This window comes from Bacillus sp. RC252 (genome assembly GCF_044909215.1).
In the GTDB taxonomy this organism is placed as follows: domain Bacteria; phylum Bacillota; class Bacilli; order Bacillales; family Bacillaceae_G; genus Bacillus_A; species Bacillus_A mycoides.
Genome location: NZ_JBIYDV010000010.1, coordinates 64890 through 85676 on the forward strand (window position 1 = coordinate 64890; position 20787 = coordinate 85676).

13 protein-coding genes are annotated in these 20787 nt (G+C 32.7%); 10 read left to right on the forward strand and 3 right to left on the reverse strand.

From position 1 onward, the window contains the following. Nucleotides 1–73 precede the first annotated feature (73 nt). The 5 genes from ABH960_RS16010 (at nt 74) to ABH960_RS16030 (ending at nt 10589) form a co-directional block, all read left to right on the forward strand. Nucleotides 74–7672 carry a non-ribosomal peptide synthetase gene (locus ABH960_RS16010; protein ID WP_404446545.1) on the forward strand — a complete coding sequence of 2533 codons (7599 nt, stop codon included), beginning with the start codon at nt 74–76 and terminating at the stop codon, nt 7670–7672. Between the two features lie 274 nt (nt 7673–7946). Next, nucleotides 7947–8078 (forward strand): hypothetical protein, encoded by a 132-nt coding sequence (locus ABH960_RS16015; protein WP_274606579.1) that lies wholly within the window; start codon nt 7947–7949, stop codon nt 8076–8078. Between the two features lie 148 nt (nt 8079–8226). Then, nucleotides 8227–9132, forward strand: a complete 906-nt coding sequence (locus ABH960_RS16020) for an ABC transporter ATP-binding protein (RefSeq protein ID WP_404446548.1) — start codon at nt 8227–8229, stop codon at nt 9130–9132. A 2-nt stretch (nt 9133–9134) separates the two neighbouring features. After that, entirely contained in the window at nt 9135–9860 is a 726-nt protein-coding gene (locus ABH960_RS16025; RefSeq protein WP_404446551.1) for an ABC transporter permease, read from the forward strand. A 15-nt stretch (nt 9861–9875) separates the two neighbouring features. Further along, complete coding sequence (locus ABH960_RS16030) at nt 9876–10589, forward strand: ABC-2 family transporter permease (RefSeq protein ID WP_033729679.1); 714 nt, start codon at nt 9876–9878, stop codon at nt 10587–10589. A 252-nt stretch (nt 10590–10841) separates the two neighbouring features. Here ABH960_RS16030 and ABH960_RS16035 read toward each other — a convergent pair whose 3' ends face one another. Next, nucleotides 10842–11516: a hypothetical protein gene (locus ABH960_RS16035; protein ID WP_404446555.1), complete on the reverse strand. Its 675-nt coding sequence runs from the start codon at nt 11514–11516 to the stop codon at nt 10842–10844. A 467-nt stretch (nt 11517–11983) separates the two neighbouring features. Here ABH960_RS16035 and ABH960_RS16040 point away from each other — a divergent pair, with 467 nt between their 5' ends. Then, entirely contained in the window at nt 11984–12154 is a 171-nt protein-coding gene (locus ABH960_RS16040; RefSeq protein WP_002016670.1) for a hypothetical protein, read from the forward strand. A gap of 244 nt (nt 12155–12398) precedes the next feature. On the opposite strand, the gene ABH960_RS16045 is transcribed toward ABH960_RS16040, so the two are convergent. Beyond that, entirely contained in the window at nt 12399–12695 is a 297-nt protein-coding gene (locus tag ABH960_RS16045) for a hypothetical protein (RefSeq protein ID WP_002016668.1), read from the reverse strand. Nucleotides 12696–13845: 1150 nt separating this feature from the next. Here ABH960_RS16045 and ABH960_RS16050 point away from each other — a divergent pair. Continuing rightward, nucleotides 13846–14847 (forward strand): LacI family DNA-binding transcriptional regulator, encoded by a 1002-nt coding sequence (locus ABH960_RS16050; RefSeq protein WP_404446559.1) that lies wholly within the window; start codon nt 13846–13848, stop codon nt 14845–14847. An 88-nt stretch (nt 14848–14935) separates the two neighbouring features. Here ABH960_RS16050 and ABH960_RS16055 read toward each other — a convergent pair whose 3' ends face one another. Then, entirely contained in the window at nt 14936–16216 is a 1281-nt protein-coding gene (locus tag ABH960_RS16055) for an MFS transporter (protein ID WP_404446562.1), read from the reverse strand. A gap of 491 nt (nt 16217–16707) precedes the next feature. On the opposite strand from ABH960_RS16055, the gene iolG reads away from it, so the two are divergent. From iolG to ABH960_RS16070, 3 genes are all read left to right on the forward strand, one after another. Then, the gene (gene iolG, locus ABH960_RS16060; RefSeq protein ID WP_002016661.1) at nt 16708–17733 is read left to right on the forward strand and encodes an inositol 2-dehydrogenase; all 1026 of its coding nucleotides are present in this window, start codon (nt 16708–16710) and stop codon (nt 17731–17733) included. A 489-nt stretch (nt 17734–18222) separates the two neighbouring features. Beyond that, entirely contained in the window at nt 18223–19221 is a 999-nt protein-coding gene (gene iolC, locus ABH960_RS16065) for a 5-dehydro-2-deoxygluconokinase (RefSeq protein ID WP_404446565.1), read from the forward strand. A gap of 77 nt (nt 19222–19298) precedes the next feature. Next, complete coding sequence (locus tag ABH960_RS16070; protein WP_404446568.1) at nt 19299–20762, forward strand: CoA-acylating methylmalonate-semialdehyde dehydrogenase; 1464 nt, start codon at nt 19299–19301, stop codon at nt 20760–20762. Nucleotides 20763–20787: the final 25 nt, after the last annotated feature.

Here is a 20787-nt window from a genome sequence, read left to right on the forward strand (position 1 = left end):
CGTAGAATATGTACATATAGTTGTAACTGTAAATATTATCCGTTTTGAAATGTTTATAAAAGGAGAAATTCAAATGAAAGAAATACAAAAGCAATGTGAAATTGTAGAAGAATTGGATGCAACAGTAGGGCAAGAAGCATTATGGATAGCTCATCAAATGGAATTAGAAAAAGGAATGAACAATGAAGCTGCCCTAATAAAGCTAAAAGGAAATCTTCAAATAGAGACTATAAAGAAAGCGCTTACTTTAATAGTGCAATCTCATCCAGCGCTACGTACACTATTTATTAAAAGGGACGAAAAAATTAAACAATTCATTCAAAAGAGTATAGATTTTGATATACCAATTAAGGATTTAACTGCTTTTAAAAACACAGAACAAAAATTTATTTTTAAAAAATTCTTAGACTCTATAGTGAATGAGAAATTTAATTTAGAAGAAGGGCCTTTGTTTAAATTCCACATCATTAAATTGTGTGAAGATGAATTTATTTTACATATGATTTTTCATCACATTATTTATGATGGATGTAGTTTAGGAATTTTTATCCAACAATTGTCTCATACGTATTGTGAATTACTTCAAGAAAATACGGGTTTAGTATTAGAATCTCCTTATAAGAGCCTTGTAGAATTTGAGGAAGGTTTTATTGACTGTGCAATATATAGAGAAGGATCATCCTATTGGAAAGATTATTTACAAGGTGAATTACCTCCTACAGAGTTTCCTGCTACTATTAAAAAAATGAATGAACCGATATATACGAATGAAAATATAAGTAAGAATATTGATGCCGATCTATTTTATCAAATACAATGTTTTGCTAAAAGTAATAACATAAGTGTCTATCGGGTTATGTTAAGTACTTATTGTGCCTTACTTCATCAAATGACAAACGCTGAAGAAATTATTGTAGGTATTCCAATTAATACTAGACCACACACGGAAGAAGGGAATGCTTTTGGTTATTTTGTTAATACATTACCTATACGTATAACAATAGAAAAGGGGGATACATTTAAGGGGATATTTAACAAGGTGAACAAATCTGTTCATTTGGCTATTAAGTATAAACATAATCCATATTCACATATAGTAAAAGATTTAAATCTAAATAATAATACACATCATAATATGATATATTCAACAGCATTTAATACGGTAAGGATACCTCAATTAAAAATTCCAGATATTGAGTCCACAGTTTTAACAGATTGTAAAAGAGTAAATCCTTTTAACATGACCTGGAGAATAATGAGATATGAAGGGGAAACAGAGAATAAAATTGAGGTTGACTATAATTCAGCGTTATATAAAGCAGAGAGTATTAGTGATTTAGTTGAAAGATATATATATTTGTTACAAAAACTAATGAAGAATGTAAATGAGCCTATCCATTCATTGGAGTTACTTTTAAAAAAGGATCATTTTTTATACAAAGATATAAACTCAAATACTCTTGCATATCCTAATTCAAAAACACTAGATCAATTAATCGATCTACAAGCATTAAAATCGCCAAATCAAATAGCGATTTCAATGGGGGATAAATCGATTACCTATTATGACTTGCAGCAAAGGTCAAATCAAATCGCGAATTATTTACGTGAAAATGATATAAAAAAGGGACAGCGTGTAAGTATTACTATGGTGAGAGAGATCGATACAATTGTGTGGATTCTAGGCATACTAAAATCAGGTGGAGTTTATGTACCAATCGATCCAAAGTTTCCTGAAAAAAGAATAGAATATATATTAAAAGATAGTGAAAGTCAAATGATTATTACAAAAAAAGAATTCAGGGGATTAATTGAAAGTTTTGCGATTCATACAATTTATCTAGAGGATTTTCATTACGCTAATTCTATAGAAAATATTGTACCTACACATACCATAGAAGATACAGCGTATATTATCTACACGTCAGGTTCGACAGGTTTACCAAAAGGAGTAGGTGTACCACATAAAGGAGTAATTAATTTATCATATTCATTAATGAATCAATTTAATTTAGACAAAAATGATGTATTTTTACAATTTGCAACGATGATTTTTGATGCCTCCATTATGGAAATGTTTCCGGTTTTGTTATGCGGAGGGAGAATGCATTTAATTTCTGAAATGGAAAAACGTTCTGCAGAAGAATTTATAAATGTAATTAACAAGAATGGTATTACATATGTTCTTTTACCAACTGCATTTTTTAAATTAATAGCTGATATGCCAAAAGAAATGTTACTTACATTAAATTCTTTAAAATGTGTATTTGTGGGAGGGGAAACCCTACCTGCTGAATCAGTTCGTAAATGGCAAAGTAAATTGGGGTTAAAGATTCCAGTTCTTAACGCATATGGTCCTACTGAAGCTACTGTATGTACAACCATTTATGAAGTAAATCATGAGATAAAAGAAGAAAGTTCTAGTATCCCAATAGGTAAACCAATTGCTAATAGTAAAGTTTTCGTGGTCAGTCCGTTCAACACGTTATGTCCGTCAGGAGTAGTAGGTGAGCTATTCATTGGTGGTGATGGGGTTGCCAAAGGATATATAAATCAAAAGGAAAAAACAGAAGAGGCATTTATTTCTTTCGGAGAATCCTATAATCGCGATAAAAAAATGTATCGTACTGGGGATTTAGTACGTCTTTTACCAAGTGGGAACTTAGAATTTATCGGAAGGAAAGATAATCAAGTAAAACTACGTGGGTATCGAATTGAGCTTGATGAAATTGAAAGAGCATTATTTAAACACCCAGAGGTAAAAGATGCAGTAGTAGTAACTTATCAAAATGACAAAATCGCTAGCTTTTATTTATCAAAAGACAATACAGAGATAAAACAAGAGGACTTAAAAACATTCTTAAGTGAAAGTTTACCAGATTTTATGACTCCAAATTATGTATTTCACCTTAAAACATTTCCATTATCACCAAGTGGTAAGATTGATAGAAAAAAATTAGAATTACAAATCCCATCTTTACTTGAAAATATGAAGAATCAATATGTACCACCAATAAGTGAAACAGAAAAAAGGTTGGTAAAAACATGGTCAGAGATTTTAAATTTAGGGAAATATAGAATCAGCAGAGATGATGACTTTTTTAAACTTGGGGGACATTCATTAATTGCTGTGCAAGTGTTAAATCAAATTCAAAAAGAGTTTCATTTGAAAATAGAAATTAGAGATATTTTTGAGCATACAACAATTGCTAGTCTATCTGCTTACATTGATAAATTAATGGAAGTAAATACGGATAGAGAAGAACATGATATGCAAGTATTAAAGGTTGCAGATAAGGAATGCTATAAGTTATCCAGTGCTCAAAAAAGAATCTGGTTTTTAAATAAGTATAACGCTATTAATAGAGTATATGATACACAACTACACATAAATATTGAGCCAAGTTTAAAAAAGAATATTTTACAAGACGCCATAAGATTTTTAGTTGAACGACACGAGATGCTACGAACAGTGTTTATTGAAAAAAACGGGGAGCCTAGACAGGTCATATTAAAATCAATATCTATTGACCTTATTCACGATGATATTGAACACATAACTAAAAAGGAACAACAAGAATATATACGTAGAACAATAAATCAAACGGATCATACACCATTTGATTTGGAAAATGGACCACTTTTCCGGATTAGAATTTTTAATCTTGATAAGAAAAGATCCTATTTATATATCAATTTACACCATATTATTACCGATGAGTGGAGTGTAAGGAATTTATTAGATGAATTAATGAAGGTATATAATGCCTTTGCTAATCGAAGAAATCCCGAGTTACCAACTATTCCTAATCGATATGTGGATTATGTTGAGTGGGAACAGAAGCAGCTAAAATTAGGCCGGTGGGATACAGAAAAATCTTATTGGATGACCGAGCTTGCGGCGCCTCTTCCCCTACTAAATCTTCCGTTAGATTTTAGTAGGGATCGTCAAAGTACAAATAAAGGTAAAGTCTTTGAAATGAAGTTAGATAATAAAATGAAAGAGTCTTTGAAACAAGTATGTGAACAAGAGAATGTGTCTATGTATATGCTATTTTTGGCAGCATATATACAATTGTTACACTATCTAACGGATCAAAAAGATATTATTGTAGGTACACCGGTTGCTGGAAGGAATTATCAGGAATTTGAACAAATACAAGGGTTTTTTGTAAATACTTTAGCTATTAGAACACAATTAAATGATGTGAAAAATTTAAAACAACTAGTACAAGTCGTTAAGGAAAAATGTTTGAATTCTTTCCAAAACCAATCGTACCCATTTGATAAAGTAATTGAGCAAATAAATCCTGATAGAAGTTTTGGAAATAACCCTATCTTTTCTACAATGTTTAGTTATCAGAAAGATATTTTGCAACAGCATGATGCGTACAAGCTTCAATTGTTACCTAATAAACAAGATGTTAGTAAGTTTGACATTTCTTTAGCTGTTGAAGAAGGATCGGATTATGTAGAGATTTCATTTGAGTATAATATTAGTCTTTTCAAGGAAGAGTCAATTAATAGGTTTACTCAAAATTTACTTAATATACTGGACGCATTTATTCATCAAAGAACAGTGGCATATGAGAATCTTTCATTCCTATCACTGGAAGAGGAATCTCTATATAGAAAGGTAAATCATACAGAAAGACCGTATCCTTATTTTCAAAATATACAGGAGCAATTCTATAAGCAAGTAGAAAGACAATCAAATAGGATTGCTATAGCTACAGAAACAGAGTCTTTAACATATAGACAATTAAATATGAATTCTAATCAAGTAGCTCAACATTTACTCGAAAAAGGTATAAAAACAGGTGACAAAGTAGCCATATTTTTAGATAGAAGTATCAATAGTATTGTCTCTATGATTGGAATATTAAAAGCTGGCGCTGCCTATATACCAATCGATGTAAAATACCCCGAGGATAGAATTAATTATATAGTAAGTGACAGCGAGGCATGTAGAATTATAACGAATTACAAATACAAAAATCATTTGAATTCAAGTAATTATAACGTTTCAATAATAGAGGATATATATCGTACGACAATAAATGATGATGTTAAAATTTTAAATAAACCAGATGACTTGGCATATGTGGTTTACACTTCAGGATCAACAGGAAAACCAAAAGGTACATTATTAACTCATAGAGGAGTATTGAATTTAGCTGAATGGAGAAATGAAGTATTTCATATTTCCAAAAATGATAAAGTAACACAGTTTTATTCCCATAGTTTTGATTCTTCTGTATCGGAAATTTTTTCTACCTTGTTAAATGGGGCGGAACTATATTTATTAAGTGATGAACAGCGCTATTCAACTGTAGCATATGCTCAAGCTATCCAAGAAATACAAGCAACTATTTCTGACGTGCCAACAGTATTTTTTAATGAATTATCGACTTCATTAACTAAATTGGATAGTGATAAGATACGTTCTTTAAGATTTATGATAATGGGAGGGGAAGCTGCATCAACAAATGCTATTAGAAGTTGGCAAAATACTTTTGAAAATCAAATACAACTGGTAAATGAGTATGGACCTACTGAAGCAACTGTTTCAGCAATGTATTATTTCATACCAGACTTAGAATGCGAAAATAACATTTTAGGTAGTATACCGATTGGTATTCCAATTTCTAATACAAAGGTTCATATATTGAACTCATATATGCAACATTGTCCGGTAGGGGGCATGGGTGAATTATATATTGAGAGTTTAGGATTGGCCCAAGGGTATTGGAAGCAGGAAGAGAAAACAAAACAGGCATTTATTTCAAATCCATTTTCAGAAGATAATAGTAAAAGGTTATATCGAACAGGTGATTTAGCAAAGTGGTTACCAAATGGAACTATAGAATTTATGGGGAGAAAAGATAAGCAGGTTAAAATTAGAGGGCATAGAATTGAATTAGGAGAAATAGAAGATGCAATATTCCAATTTGAGGGGATAAGTCAGGCTGTTGTAACACAAACAAAAGATGGAATGCTATTGCAAGCTTATTATAAAACAGTGGACGGTATAGAAATAGAGAAAAATAAGTTAGCTTTACATTTATCAAATGTATTGCCAGAATATATGATCCCTAAATATTACTCTCATGTGTTAAAAATACCAATAACGGCTAATGGGAAAATTGATTTCGGAAAACTGTCAGAAATAGAGTTTGATAATGAGCAAAAAGATGGTTGTATACTTAAGCCGCAAACTAAAGTGCAAAAAAACATTGCAAAAGTATGGTCTGAAGTTTTAAACATAAAATCTATTGGTTTAAAAGATGATTTCTTTAATTTGGGTGGGCATTCTTTAAAAGTTATGCCAGCATTAGTTAAATTAAAACCGTTATATCCTAACTTGAAAATTCAAGATTTCTTTAAGTATAGAACAATAGAAAATTTAGCCTCTCATATTGAAGAGATGGAAAATATGTCGTTAAAAAAAGAGAAAAATATTAATGTAGCGTGTATTGAAAATGAAACGAAAACGACTCCTGATTATAAAAGAAATAGTATAGAAGAATGTGAGACAGATATGGTGAATTATCCAAAAGCAGTTTTCCTTACAGGAGCAACAGGATATTTAGGAGCGCATATTTTAGAACAGTTATTGCAGTTGCCATCTACGACTATTTACTGTCTAGTAAGAAAAAATAAGAATCAAGTAATTGGTGCAAAGTTAAAAGAAAGAATGAGGTTTTATTTCGGTAAAGAAATTCTTAAAAAGTTGGAGGAGAGAGTAGAATTAATTGAAGGAGATTTATCTTTGATAAATCTAGGTCTTGATTCAAAGAAAGTGAATCATTTAAAGAGTAACGTAGAGTCAATAATACATTGTGGTGGAGAAGTTAGACACTATGGAGAACGTGAGCATTTTCAAAAGGTAAATGTTCAGTCTACAAAATGTTTATTGGAATTAGCTAAGAGTACAAATGCACGCTTCCATTATATATCGACTTTAAGTGTAGTAGGGCAGGCTGTAAGCGATCCAAAAGAATTTAAATTCTTTGAGTCTAATTTTGATAGAGGGCAAAATTTAGATAATGTGTACTTAGAAAGTAAGTTTCAAGGCGAGAAAATGGTCAGAGAGGCAATGGAAAAAGGAGTTCGTGCTACGATATACCGTGTGGGAAATTTAGTGGGTAACTCTAAAACGGGTAAATTTCAATTCAATATTAATGAGAACGCTTTTTATAGATTATTGAAAGGTATATGCCTATCTAACATAGCACCTGAAATCAGTACGTATGTAGATTTAACGCCTGTGGACTATGGAAGCTTAGCCATTACTGAATTATCTTATAAGGCTAACACAGTAAATAAAACCATGCATATTTGTAATCCAATTCAGCTTAAATGGGACCAATTTATTAATAGTTTACAAGATTTTGGATACGATTTAATGTTAATGAAGCAAGAAAAGTATATAGAGAAGTTTTTTAATACTAATCTAACTATTGATGAACAGAAAGCTTTAGAGCTCATAATGCCTTTATTAGAATCTGTAGAAGAGCTATCAGTAGCTATACCATCTTGTTCGTATACGCAAGGATATTTGAAGAATGTACATTGTTTAGAACCAAATCAAGAGTATATCAATTTGTTATTAAATTATGCTATGAGTATCGAGTTTTTACCAACCATTAAAGAACCAATATTGTTATAGAATATACTATCGATTTTGAACAGATTGATCTATAAATATGAAGTTTTGAATGTTCGTTTACTTCCGCTTATTGTTTTGAAAATGAAGAAAATCAAAGAGGTTATCTTATTTTTATGAGAGGATGTCGAGGAGAAACGTAAGGAACTTGAAGCTTTACGGGAGAAGTATTAATCGTATAATAATGTAGCGAAGGAAGACGAAAATGGCTACCAGAAATGGTGGCCATTTTTACGTAGATTGATATTAATGCTCAGGATAAATTCTTCTACATGCCATGCGACCTAATTCTGGAGAAGAAGCAATCATTGCGGCAGAAGCCACGGCAGTCATCCCAGAACTTCCAACAGCAGCAGAGGCTCCAATGGTTGCAATAGTAATTAAATATATCAAAATAATTTTGTATTAAACTTTTTTGGTGAAGCCTTAGAAAACAAAAGAAATCGAGTTAATTAATCCCTTTTTATGGTAAAATTAATTTAAATGATATCTTCTATAAATCTGATTATACGAAAAACGATACTTAATTTTATGCGGGGATGAGAGAGAGGGACAAAATGAAATTAGCAATTCAAACTAAAAATTTAACAAAGTCTTTTGCAGATCAATCCATTGTAAGGGATATAAACTTATCTGTTCCTGAAGGAAGTTTATATGCTTTTATTGGACCAAATGGTGCAGGAAAAACAACAACTATGCGAATGTTATTAGGATTAATTCCATTAGATAGAGGAACGATATTATTTAATAATAAAGATATAAAAGAATGGAAAGAAGAATTATTTGAAAATGTGGGTTGTTTTATTGATTCGCCTACCTATTATCCTAATTTAACAGCATATGAAAATTTAGCCTATGTACAAAAAATGATTAATAAACCTTTAGATGAAATAGATAGAGTATTAAAAACTACAGGAATATATAAAGCAAAAGATAAAAAAGTTAAAGATTTTTCTTTAGGAATGAAACAAAGGTTAGGTATTTCCTTTGCTATTCTTAATAACCCTAAAATACTAATTCTTGACGAGCCAACAAATGGATTAGATCCAGAGGGAGTACACGAGATAAGGCGTTTATTACTTCATTTGGTAAAAAATGAGGGGAAGACTATATTTATTTCTAGTCATAATTTAGCTGAAATTGAAATGATAGCAGATCACATAGCATTACTACATAAGGGTACCATACTCTATGAAGGGAATTTAAACAGTATTATTACTTCTAGAGAATATATTGTTCATGTTAATGACACTACTGCCACAGAAAGGATTTTAAATACAGAGGGTATACCTTATAGCATAGAAAAAGAAGGGGTATTCAAACTAATAATAGATCAAGATAGTGTTCCTAATTTAACCAGAATATTAATTAAAAATGATATAGATATTTTTGAAGTTAGCCCTAAAAAGCTAACATTAGAGGAAGTATTTTTAACTTTAACTAAACAAAAGGAGTTACTCTAATAATGCAATTTATCTTTAAAAGTGTGAATAGTGAGATGAGGAAAATTGGTGGGAGAAAATTATTATTATATTCTTTGTTTTTTTCATTATTATCAAGCTTTTTGTGTATAAGTTATTTTATTTTTAACAAGAATAATCCTGACATGTTTCAATCTACAAATCTTATAGCAATTACAGTAAACTTTAATACACTAACGTTAAGCATTTTTTCTGCTTGTATGTGGTATCTTATCATTTCTTCTGAAAATAAATATGGCACTTGGGCCATTATTTATACAAAGCCAATTTCAAAATTAAAATTATTGTTATCTAAAAATTTATTGTTTATACTGTTCTATTTGATTTTTAATATTTTAAATTTTTCGGTTATGGGTATCTATATTTTTATAAATGGATATGAAATATCCATACTTTATTTTTTAAAAATGTTTATACTTTGTACCATTCTATCTTTAGCAATACCATATTCTCAATTGCTTTTTCATTTAATTATAAAAAAGGGAATTCTTGCGGCGTCCTTGTCAGTTATTTGGATTTTTTTTAGCGTAACATATGGATTATTCCCTGCAATATTCACAAAGACATTTCCAATATTTTATGCATTGAATATAGTAAGTGACGTAATGATTAAAGAAACAACTATTTTATTATATCTTGCAAGTTCTTCAATATATATTTTAGGAATTATGTTATTGACTGTGAGTTTTAAATATTATACATATGAATAATAAAGGGTGAAACAAGTGGGTATTTTAGGTGAATATAAAAAAAGTCTTCATAATGGATTGTATATCCTGTTACTAGTATTTCTGTTGATACCAATTAGTTTTCAAGTTTTTCTAACTGTATCGGCTCAATTAAAAGATGGCGTTGCCATGCATATAGCGATTCTGAGCCTTTTTTGTAGGTTATTTTTACCTATTGCGATAGGTCTATTAGTGTCATTTTCTTTTGTAAATGAATTCAGAAGAAAAGGATATATGTCTGCTATTTATCATGGGATCACTTTAAAAACCATATTAAGTAATAAGTTTTTCTTTTGCTTAATAATTACTTTTTGTTATTTAATATGTGCTTTAATCATAACTAGTATACCTATAGTATTAACGGTTGATAATCTAGGGACTGTTTATCAAAGTTTAAGTTTTTCTATACTTTTTCTGGTAATTAGCTCTTTAATTATTGTGAATCTACATTTTTTAATAAATATAATATTTTATAAAATCCCGTTACTTTCATTATTAGTAGGGGTTATAGGTGGACTTGGTAGCTTTTTTATCTCTCATACAAACTATTGGATACTATTCCCTTGGTCATATCCAATTATGAGTCTTTATTTTGATAGCATTGGAACAAAACAATTATATATTATTCTCATTGTATATCTATTATCATTACTAAGTTGTATATTTATGTTTTCTACTTTATATAATAAAAAATCAATGAGATGGAATTAAAGTTAAAATGGGGAGAGTAGCATTAATAATATTAAAACATGTTGTAGTTACTACAACATGGGTCTCGATACGTTAAGCCAATTAATAAGACATGCGGATCAAATATTATTGAATTTGAAGAAGCTAAAGTATGATAGATGTCACTTATGGTCACTCGAATATCTATTACTAATTTACTCTATTTAAAAAAAGTAGCTGCACAAAAGCACAGCTACTTTTTTTCATACAAACATTATTATGCAAATAAAAACCTTAACGTAAACTTGCGCTTAATGGTACTTGAGAATAAACTTTGAAATTACTACCATAAGTACCGTGTTGAGAAAATGAGGAAGAAATTGAGCTGTTCCAACTTTTGTAGGTAGATCCAGATGTATCTGCTCTTAGAAGTACGTTTGAAAAGCTAGCTTGGCTAAAAGAATTACTTCCAGTATCTTCAACGCCCTGAACCATTTTTACTGGTTCATATTGAGAAAACGTACCATATACAGGTTGATTTACATATTTAGGACTTCCATTTACATACATAGTAACCGTACCGTTTCCGTTATTAACTAGTTTAAGGTTTACTCGATCACCATCTTTAATTGATGTATCATACTGTGTGTTCCAATACTTACTGTTTTGACCTGATTCATTATATCCTGAATTAAGAAATACTTTATATCCACTTGATGTTTTTGAAATACCACCCTCAACTTTAGATGCTCCAATACCTAAATACCAATTCACATATCCATCCTTAACAACAACTGATTTTGGTAGATTTATATCAGCTGCAATCCCGGTATAGTTACTATTTGTAACACTTTTTACAGCACCTTCTGTAGCTGCAAAGCTAGTAGTTGAAAACATTAATAGAGAAATTAGAAGTGAACCAACTAGATACATCATTTTTTTCTTACTTTCCCTTAATACTTGACTCATGTTAGATCCCCCATATTTTAAATTATTAAATTGTATGGAAAGTTGGCCAACTAACTACAACTTACAAATTAAAGATATATCAGGTTTCATTTAATGTATATATTTTCCTGTTATAAGTCATTGAAATGTCAAATGAATTTGATTTTTCATATTTATCAATATAGATGGAGTTGACAGAATAAAATAGTATGTCTATTTAAATGTAAGAAGATTTTGTTAAAAAATATAAAAACCTATAGGTCTGTTGGGGATAGTATGTACTACGATTCATTTAGGAGAGAGAAATATGGAATGAATATAGTTTTTTTCAATGGGTAGATCTGAAATATTTAGAAATAGATTAAAAACAAAGGAAATAAATGAATCGTTTTTCTTAAGGAATTCATTGAAATAGTTAGTAGACGAAAGGAAATATATGATTTATAAGACAGGGATTTCCTATATAAAAGAAGAAAGGGGATCCAGCTATGGGAATTACAAATACAAGATCAAAGTTAGATAATGCAGCTATTGAAGAGGCCATAGAGGCATTAAAAGATGAAAATGAATGTTTATGTATGGAAATCGATTACTTAAAAAAGTTAAAGGCCTTCCTTCAAAAAGAGATGGAATTACAGACCAAGACAAAGCAAGAGTAATTTATCTTACAAAGTTCGAAAATATATAACATATTAAGATAGTACTAGATAATTATAGAGGTCATTACAATCGCAAAATAATCAAAGTATACTTAAAAGGAATGAGTCCAGTATAATACTGGACTCACATTCAAACAGCCGCTTAATTTTTTGTTTAATTCTTCAGGTTCAGTTGATTATAGGCAATCAATTGTTGGCTTGCTACGCTCAGTGAGTGTTATTCTTTAACTCATCTCATATAACGTTAGTTTAAGTATTGAGAGTAAAAGAATAGGAATAGAAAAATTAATGTTTTGCTAAATAATCTATTAAAGAAACTTAAAGGAATAACAAGTTCTCCTATTGTAAGGATTTTAAGTTTATCCTTATTTAGTCCTATTATTAATTCTTTTAATGTTTGGAAGTTTATTTTATTAACGAAAGACCAACTTGGCACAGCTTTTGTATCTGTACCTATTTTGAAAATAATATGAATACTATGTGCATGAAAACCGCTTATTATTAAAATAAGCATAAATCCTAAAATAATGAACCAAGTCATTTTTCAACACCTCCTTTCAGTATCTAATATTAAGATATTAAAACTGCTGAGAAAGTGTGCTGTTGTCCATGAAAAATATTGAGAAATTGTTGAGGAAACATTGAGGATGTTGCAATGCTATTGATTGTAGCTGAGTTAATAATGCTTGTCATATTATATGTGTGAAAAAAGGAAATAGGAAAGAGAACAGTTGCGTAGACTGTTCTCTTAAGGAGCGGAAGTGCTGAACATTTTCAATGACAATGATTCAAGCATTCCGTTAATAGTATGTGTAAATATTTATAATCCATACAAGCAAGGTGGCTAGAATAAATAGCCGCCTTGCTTCAGGGAGAATTCAAGAAAATTAGAGATTCATTATGGATACAGATTGGCTGTTACCAATCTATTATTAGTATTGGAAATAATTACATAAATTATTCGTAAGTTAAAATCTCAATTCATCGTAGGATGAGTGACATGCAAAGTAAAAAGAGCACTTTTTAAAAGTGCTCTTTTTAAGGTGTGTATTAGGAATTGAAAGAGGCATCAATGACAATTTAGAAGGAGATATCTCTATACAACATATGGAGGTACTATGGAAGGGTGACGATAAAACATAAAAAGAGCAGTTAGAATGAACTAACTGCTCAGCTCCAGGGGAATTGGAGACTTGGTATTTTATATTATTAGCAAATTTTCGGTGTATTATTCGAAAGTAGATATAGATAGATAATTATTAATATTGTATTAGTACATTTTATCCTTTAAATAGTGTTCCTCCATCAGTAACATGGGACTCTCCAATTTCTCCAACTTCTTCAGCAGGAATAAGCGGTAAATTATTATTACCTTTTTCATTATTCCTGTTCATAGCATTAAAGATAATTAGAAATTACCGTGAGGTGGTGTAAAGGAGAGAAAGAACGTGAGTTCCTGCATTCTCTGGTTGTAATGAGCCTTGCATGTGGAGATTAAATGTCTAATAAGTATATTGGTCAAATTTTTTTCTACTGGTGTTTCATTAAGGTTGATTAGTTCATAAATATGAAGCACAACGATAAAAGATAGAAATACTTACAAATTTTAAGAGAATTCCTTTTGTCTACCAAGAAGCAAAATATTTTTATGATAAAATATAGAAAAAGATGATTAAGAAGGGACAATTAAAGTGAAACCAACAATTTATGATGTTGCTGAAAAAGCAGGTGTATCAATAGCGACTGTATCCAAAGTAATTAATCAAACGGGGCGTATTAGTGAAAAAACAATAAACAAAGTAAATAAAGTAATGGATGAATTGGATTACCAGCCAAGTAGTGTAGCAGCAGCGTTAACAGGTAAAAAAACATATACGATTGGGGTACTTGTCCCAGACATTTCAAACCCATTTTTTGCAGAAGTAGCAAGAGCTTTTGAAAATAGTGCACGAGAATCAGGATATACACTCATTTTATGTAGTACAGATCATCAAACAAAACGTGAGCACGAATATATTGATTTATTATTTAAAAAGCAAGTAGATGGCATTATTATTGCGACGGAGCTAAATGATTATAAACTAGTTAAAAAAATCGTGAACCGAGATTTGCCACTTGTATTATTTACCGTAGATCATCCTTCCATCACAACTCATGTTGTGACAACTGATGATATGAGGGGAGGCTATCTAGCTGGACAGTATTTAACGCAGAAAGGCCATAAGTCTTTAACGATTATGATGGAGAAGGATAGAAAAAGTAGCATAGGGAGACTGAATGGTTTCAAGCAGGCTCTTACGGATTCAGGGATTTCGTTAGATGATGATGCTATTATTAGCTGCTATTCGACAGTAGAAGATAGCAAACGTGCAAGTAAAGAATTACTTAGTTTTCCTAGCAGGCCTACAGCGGTTTTTGCTTGTACAGATTTAATTGCTATATGCCTTATGAATGAAGCAAGAAAACATGGACTTTCGATTCCGGAAGATTTATCAATTATCGGATTTGATAATACAATCTATGCTGAGATTGCTGATCCAGGGTTAACGACGATTGAACAGCCAATCACACAAATGGCAGCCTGTACATTTGAACAACTCTTAAAAACGATGGAAATGAAGGCGCATGCTAAGCAAAAGATTACAATTATTCCTCAGTTAGTAGAGCGATCCTCAGTAAAGGATATTACATGAAAACTTTTTTAATAGCCTACTTGAATGTAACGAAAAGAAGGTCATCGTAACCATGTACAGTTATGATGACCTTCTTTTTATTTAGAGTTTATACTGAGAATTGCTCGCCGTTTTTCGTATTTAAATCCTGCTTCATCTCATTCTCCTTTGGAATAGTAAGGAAATGAGTTAGAAATGCACCAAAGAAGTACAAACCAGCAAAGATCCACATCACGCCGCCTACACCTAATGGACCGATGAAGGCAGTTACTACTAATGGACCAACAAAAGCTGATAATCCTGAACCTAAATTTAATACAGACATGGCGGCTCCTTTATTTTCAGGAGCTAAAGATGGTACTAAAGCTGTAAGAGGTACATAACCGGCAAGTGTTGCTCCGTAGCAACAGGCAACAAATAATATAGCCCAAAAATTATGTCCTACCATTTGTGGTACATAATAGAGTGCAAGAGTTACAATTCCGCAACCGACTCCCCCGAACCATTTAATCGTATTTACCCAGCCCAACTTGTCTCCAACAATACCAAAAATAATATTAAACACCATATTTACAAAGAATAGAGTGCCCCAAATTTGAAGCCATTCCGTCATTGTAAAATTATATTTCATCATATAAGTAGGCAGGAAAACAACAAATCCAAACTGAGCGGCCGAGTTTATTATTTTTACAATACCGCCTATACCAACTTTAGGGTTTTCAAATGCGATGGTAATGCCTTTTAGTAATTCACTAGATTTGTTAGCGCTTACGGTTTGTGCCTTAAATCTGTCCTTATTTACAACAATTGAGAATAATCCCCCAACGACAACAAAAATTAAGGCGCTCCATAAAGTAGCGATTTCCCCAATCTTAGGAACCATATAGCTAGAATAAAAGGCTCCTATAACACTAAGCCCAAGCTGGAATACGAACCAGAACCAGCCAACTGCTCTTGAAAGCATTTGCTGTGGAGTACTGTAAGATACCCAAACTAGAAAAGAATAAGCAAATAAAGGATAACCGAAACCTCGTAGGGCATAGCAAAGTAATATAACGGGATAATTCATATGTTGAATGCCTATACCTATGAATCCAATGGAACCTAAAATGAATGATATTAAACCAAACGTCATGACTTTTCTTGGTCCCCACATTTGTACAAATACCCCCGAAAACCAGGAAGAAGCGGATACAGTAATTCCGTAAATAGTAAACAGAAAAGCAGCGTGTTCTAGCGTTAAGCCATTCTCAACGAGATAAGGGGATAACCATCCTTGTTCTAAACCATCCCCAATCATAAATACAATAATCCCTATGTATCCCCAAGTTAAATTAGAAGGGATACCAATCTTGTCCATAAATGTTTTGTTTGAACCAATTGCGTTCATTCTCCCACCACCGATATTTTTTTGGTTAAGCGCTTAATTCTTTTTGATAAAAAAAGTATACGCTTACATTATGAGGTCGTCAATTAAATTTTTTGACAATTTACAACTTTCTTTCATAGGGTGCAATCTATTTACTTATCGGACACTAAAATAATTGTGAGTATGAAAAGAAGGGAATACCTTATAGATGGGAGTTTACTATTTAAAAGGCTCGGTTTTCTTTGTTATATCAGTATTTTAAAAGAATATATTTATAGCTTTTTAGATTATTTATTTCTAATTATTATTTTTTATTTTTATGTAATACGTTTATTGAGGGAACTTAAAATTCAGATGAAAAGGGGAGTATTCCAAAAAATAAAAATGTTTTCAATTTAGAATCAAGTGTGTATAATGAAGAAAAATAGGGAAAGCGCTTAACTAACTTGATGCGCTAAACCCTATAGACTTTCATTTCGTTTCTTAAATTTTAATATAGAGGGAGAAATCATATGAACGTTTTAAAGATTGGGATTATTGGTGCTGGAAGAATTGGGAAATTACATGTTGATAATTTGCAGCTTATGCCACAAGTAAAAATTAAAGCGGTTTCAGATGTAGTAATTAGTCATCTAGAAAAGTGGGCTCAAGATAAAGGGATTACCACTCTAACTAAAAACTATCAGGATTTATTAGCAGATCCAGAAATTGATGCTGTCTTTATTTGTTCACCAACAAATACACATGCGCAAATTATTAAAGAAGCGGCTCTTGCCAAAAAACATATCTTCTGTGAAAAGCCTGTTAGTTTCTCAGTAGAAGAAACTTTAGAAGCATTAGAAGTGGTAAAAGAACAGGGAGTATCTCTTCAAGTAGGTTTTAATCGTCGTTTTGATCCTAACTTCAGGAAAGTTTATAATCTGATTCAACAAGGCGAAGTGGGGCAGCCGCATATTTTAAAAATTACGTCTCGGGATCCACAACCGCCAAGTATAGAATATGTTCGCTCTTCTGGCGGATTGTTTATGGATATGATGATTCATGATTTTGATATGGCTCGTTATGTAATGAATAGCGAAGTCGTTGAAGTATTTGCATATGGAACAACATTAATCGATCCATCCATTCAGGAAGTAAATGATGTTGATACAGCAATTGTCACATTAAAATTTGCAAATGGAGCTTTAGGAGTAATTGATAATAGCCGCCAAGCTGTTTATGGATATGACCAGCGTGTTGAAGTGTTTGGTGAAAAAGGCGCGGTTGCTGCGGATAATTGCTGCCCGACAACAGTTCAAGTGTCAAAAACAGAAGGTATTGTAAAAGATAAGCCGCTTTATTTCTTCTTAGAGCGCTACACGCAAGCTTACATTGAGGAAGTAACACAATTTACAAAGTCAATTATAGAAGGACAAGCTGTTATTTGCAGTGGTAATGATGGATTACAAGCAGAGCGAATTGCGAAGGCTGCGAAGGAATCCTTACTAACAGGAAAACCTGTACAAATTGAACATAAACAGCCTGTATTAAATCAATAAAGAGAGCGCTTACTTCTAGATAGATAAAGAGTAATGAATAGTAGGTTTATAAAAATATGAACCATATCATTCATTCTTTCTTGAACTACTCACCACTTAACGTCCTTACGGACTGTTTGAAGTGGGAGATTCCTGCGAACACCGATGTATCCAACAGTTATCTTAGCAGGCGCCGCCCGTAGTCCCTACGGTGAAAACATAAGCATCTTGTACGTTGACTCACCACGCTTCTTACTTTAGCTTGGTTTTCGCAACTTCAGCAAACGTGGGGCGAAAGAACGTTGAAGATTTTACGGTTGCAACGTTTTTCTGCAACCAACCTCATATCTTCAGTTTTCAAAGAGCAATCTGTACAAGTATATGGTAGCAAACATGTTGGCTTATGCCAACCGACATTCATCTCCCACCTAAAATTGGTGTTTTACACCTTCACATTTTTGAGGAAGGAGTCTTTTGTCGGAAAACGATAAAGCATGGGAGGTAGTAACGATGAATCCACTTATTTTTAAAGAAGATTGTCCATTAGACCTTATTGCGGTTGGACGTTTATGCGTTGATTTAAATGCTAATGAAACACAACGTCCTATGGAAGAAACAAGAACGTTTACTAAATATGTAGGAGGTTCTCCTGCAAATATTGCAATTGGTGCTGCACGTCTTGGCTTACAAACAGGATTTATCGGTAAAGTATCTGATGATCAAATGGGCCGCTTTATTACAGGGTACTTAAAGGACAGCAATATTAATACGGATCAGATATGTATTGATCGCACTGGTGCAGTGACAGGTCTAGCTTTTACAGAAATTAAAAGCCCTGAAGATTGCAGTATTTTAATGTACCGCGACAATGTCGCAGATTTAAATCTTGATCCAACAGAAGTTTCTGAGGACTATATTAAACAATCAAAAGCTCTCTTAATTTCAGGAACAGCTTTAGCGAAAAGTCCTTCTCGCGAGGCGGTATTTTTAGCGCTAGAATATGCGCGTAAGCATGATGTAGTCGTATTTTTTGATGTTGATTACCGCCCGTATACATGGCAGTCAGAAGCTGAAACGGCTGTGTATTACAATTTAGCGGCTGAAAAGTCTGATGTCATTATTGGAACGCGTGAAGAATTCGATATGATGGAAAAACTATTAAACTACGAACAATCTAATGATCAGGTTACGGCTGAAAGGTGGTTTTCTCATCATGCGAAGATCGTCGTTATTAAGCACGGCGGGGATGGTTCAATCGCTTATACGAGAGACGGTCAATCTCACCGAGGCGGTATCTTTAAAACAAAGGTATTAAAGACGTTTGGTGCTGGTGATTCGTATGCTTCTGCATTTATTTACGGCTTAATGCAAGGTCTTGAGATTCCTCAAGCGATGCGATTAGGTGGCGCTTCTGCTTCTATTGTTATTTCAAAACATAGCTGTTCGGATGCAATGCCAACAAGGACAGAGATTTCTGCATTCATGGAAACGGCTGAGGAAATTGTATAGAAACATCATAAATGAGTAATCAAGTAAGGGCGTATCCTATGGACGCTTCTACATTACATAAAAGGGAGAGAATGAATATGACAGTACAAACAGCACAAATTGTAAAAAACTACATTGGCGGCGAATGGGTAGAATCTTCTTCAACGAAGTTGGAAGCTGTATATAATCCTGCAACAGGAGAAGTAATCGCCCGGGTACCACTTTCAACAAAAGAAGATGTTGAACAAGCTGTATTAGCAGCAAATGAAGCATTCAAATCTTGGTCCAAAACAGCTGTGCCAAAACGTGCTCGTATTCTATTTAAATATCAACAATTATTAGTAGATAACTGGGAAGAGTTAGCGAAACTTATTACGATTGAAAACGGAAAAAGCTATAACGAAGCTTACGGTGAAGTTCTTCGTGGTATTGAGTGCGTGGAATTTGCAGCGGGTGCACCTACATTAATGATGGGAAAACAGCTTCCTGATATTGCGACGGGTATTGAGTCTGGTATGTATCGTTACCCAATTGGTGTTATAGGCGGGATTACACCTTTTAATTTCCCAATGATGGTTCCATGCTGGATGTTCCCACTTGCGATTGCTTGCGGTAATACATTTGTGTTAAAACCTTCAGAGCGTACACCTCTTCTAGCAGCAAGATTAGCAGAATTAGCTGAAGAAGCAGGCTTACCAAAAGGTGTATTAAATATCGTAAATGGCGCTCACGATGTAGTAAACGGTCTTCTTGAACATAAATTAGTGAAGGCAATTTCATTTGTAGGTTCCCAGCCAGTTGCGGAATACGTTTACAAAAAAGGAACAGAAAACTTAAAACGTGTTCAAGCATTAGCGGGTGCGAAAAACCATTCCATTGTATTAAATGATGCGAATCTTGAACTAGCTACAAAGCAAATTATTAGTGCTGCATTTGGTTCAGCTGGTGAGCGTTGTATGGCCGCTTCTGTTGTTACAGTAGAAGCAGAAATTGCAGATCAATTAGTTGAAAGACTAGTAGAAGAAGCAAATAAAATCGTAATCGGCAATGGTCTTGATGAAGATGTATTTTTAGGACCAGTTATTCGTGATAACCATAAAGAGCGCACAATTGGTTACATCGATTCAGGTGTAGAACAGGGCGCTACATTAGTTCGTGATGGACGCGAAGATACAGCTGTAAAAGGAGCTGGTTACTTCGTTGGCCCAACAATTTTTGACCATGTTACAAAAGAAATGAAAATCTGGCAAGATGAGATTTTTGCTCCTGTTTTATCCATTGTTCGTGTGAAATCATTGGATGAAGCGATTGAAATTGCGAATGAGTCTCGTTTTGCAAATGGAGCTTGTATTTATACAGATAGCGGAGCAAGTGTACGTCAATTCCGTGAAACAATTGAATCAGGTATGTTAGGTGTGAATGTTGGGGTACCAGCACCAATGGCATTCTTCCCGTTCTCTGGCTGGAAAGACTCTTTCTATGGTGATCTTCATGCGAATGGTACGGACGGCGTTGAGTTTTATACTAGAAAGAAAATGCTTACATCTCGCTGGGAAAAGTAATCATTAAGAGAGAAGTAGAATCTCT

What these genes read in the sequence shown, in the direction of transcription:
- ABH960_RS16035 (WP_404446555.1), bottom strand. Translation starts at nt 11,516, where the DNA reads ATGAGTCAAGTATTAAGGGAAAGTAAGAAAAAAATGATGTATCTAGTT.
- ABH960_RS16010 (WP_404446545.1), top strand. Translation starts at nt 74, where the DNA reads ATGAAAGAAATACAAAAGCAATGTGAAATTGTAGAAGAATTGGATGCA.
- ABH960_RS16045 (WP_002016668.1), bottom strand. Translation starts at nt 12,695, where the DNA reads ATGACTTGGTTCATTATTTTAGGATTTATGCTTATTTTAATAATAAGC.
- ABH960_RS16020 (WP_404446548.1), top strand. Translation starts at nt 8,227, where the DNA reads ATGAAATTAGCAATTCAAACTAAAAATTTAACAAAGTCTTTTGCAGAT.
- iolG (WP_002016661.1), top strand. Translation starts at nt 16,708, where the DNA reads ATGAACGTTTTAAAGATTGGGATTATTGGTGCTGGAAGAATTGGGAAA.
- iolC (WP_404446565.1), top strand. Translation starts at nt 18,223, where the DNA reads ATGAATCCACTTATTTTTAAAGAAGATTGTCCATTAGACCTTATTGCG.
- ABH960_RS16055 (WP_404446562.1), bottom strand. Translation starts at nt 16,216, where the DNA reads ATGAACGCAATTGGTTCAAACAAAACATTTATGGACAAGATTGGTATC.
- ABH960_RS16015 (WP_274606579.1), top strand. Translation starts at nt 7,947, where the DNA reads ATGCGACCTAATTCTGGAGAAGAAGCAATCATTGCGGCAGAAGCCACG.
- ABH960_RS16025 (WP_404446551.1), top strand. Translation starts at nt 9,135, where the DNA reads ATGCAATTTATCTTTAAAAGTGTGAATAGTGAGATGAGGAAAATTGGT.
- ABH960_RS16040 (WP_002016670.1), top strand. Translation starts at nt 11,984, where the DNA reads ATGGGAATTACAAATACAAGATCAAAGTTAGATAATGCAGCTATTGAA.
- ABH960_RS16070 (WP_404446568.1), top strand. Translation starts at nt 19,299, where the DNA reads ATGACAGTACAAACAGCACAAATTGTAAAAAACTACATTGGCGGCGAA.